The following is a 1,455-nucleotide window of genomic DNA, read 5'->3' as shown; positions in this document are numbered from 1 at the left end:
AGGTAGGCGTTAAAAATTATCAGACACCCCCGTTATCAAGGGTAGGGTTGATTCATGAATCAACCCTACCTTATCAAGGGGGGATCAAGGGGGGATTAAAGGCAAAATCCATTTTTAATTTAATTATAACCAGCTACTTAATCGGGGGATTCTAAGCGTTTTTGCCATTCTCGATCGATTTTATCCGATCGCTCGATCTCTTGTTCGAGATAGTCTTGATCGGTAGAATAACTAATATCAGCATCTGTAATCACTTTTTGGTCAGCGAATTGACGAGAGTAGGCCAGTTTTTGCTCTAATTCAGGATTATTTTGGGCTAATAGATCTGCTCTTTTTTCTCGCTGTTGATTGCGTTGATTAACCCGCTCATTTCTCCACTGTAAAAAGAAATAACGACCGAGAGGAATCCCCAAAAAAGCAGCGGCATAACTCAGGAGAAACCCGTAGATTCCTGTGACTATCGACCCCAGAGAACCGCTCAAATCGACACTATCACTCTTGAGCAAATATCCTAAAACTAAAGCGAGGATAAAGTTAACCACCCCTAAACCTAAAGCTAAGATAATTTGACCGCTATCTGCTTCGCTAAACTTCCAGCGTTTTTCCCTTAGATAGGGTGACAATGCTTGTACTTTTCTCTCTTTGGTTGTCACCTGTAGATCGGGAAAATAATAGATAATATCGCCTCGATCGGACACTTGCGGCAACCCATTAAAACGAGTTAAAACTGGGAGTATATAATCTTCTGTCTCCTCCTGACTGGGGTTAATACTATCGAGATAGGGGGCAATTTGTGGAGCGATAATCGAGCCACGATTATTTTGAATTACTTTACCGATAGTTTGCCAGCGTCTCTCCTCTAAATTAAAATTAGGATCGCCATCGCCAAAAAGAAAAGAAAAAACTGACTCGAGAAAATTCATCTTACTAGGGGGTTTTTCTGCCTTAACTTCCCTATCTCTTTTTTCGTAGTAGTTATTACCAAAATCGGGATAAAAAATCCAGAAAAAGTCCGTGGGAAAGAAGTTAATATTAATGTTGTTATTTCCCGAATTGTTATCCGAGTCACTATCTTTAAACATTAAGCCGATCAGGATTGCCAGAATAGCCAGCAAGAGGATTAAAATCGAAATAATTAAAACAATGCCAAAGGAAATGCGAATAACATAAAAAACTACTTTCCAGATTTTACTGGCGAAAGCTTTTAACTGCAATTGCCAATATTTATTCAGAAGAATTGAGCGAAAATTTTCAGGGAAAAGATAGATAATCTCCCCCGTATCTGCTACCTGTAAATGTCCCCCCGCTTCCGCAGCTAAAGCTAATAATCCCTGTTGTGCAGCGTTAATCTCTAAACCCGATTTTGCCGCCACATCACCCACCGTAACCCGATAGCCTAATTTTTCGATCGATTGTAATAGAGACTCTTGGGGATTCATAGAAAATACTGTTCCT

Annotated in this window: 1 protein-coding gene; it reads right to left on the bottom strand. The window is 39.9% G+C overall.

What is annotated here, in order from left to right; all coding sequences use genetic code 11:
* Nucleotides 1–137 precede the first annotated feature (137 nt).
* Nucleotides 138–1,439 carry a hypothetical protein gene (locus PX484_RS03565; protein WP_288102878.1) on the bottom strand — a complete coding sequence of 434 codons (1,302 nt, stop codon included), beginning with the start codon at nucleotides 1,437–1,439 and terminating at the stop codon, nucleotides 138–140.
* Nucleotides 1,440–1,455: the final 16 nt, after the last annotated feature.

The sequence above is a fragment of the Microcystis sp. M49636_WE2 genome (assembly GCF_030065375.1).
GTDB classification, from domain to species: Bacteria; Cyanobacteriota; Cyanobacteriia; order Cyanobacteriales; family Microcystaceae; genus Microcystis; species Microcystis aeruginosa_C.
The sequence above is the reverse complement of the archived record's forward strand: the minus strand, read 5'-3'. Positions and strand labels throughout refer to the sequence as shown.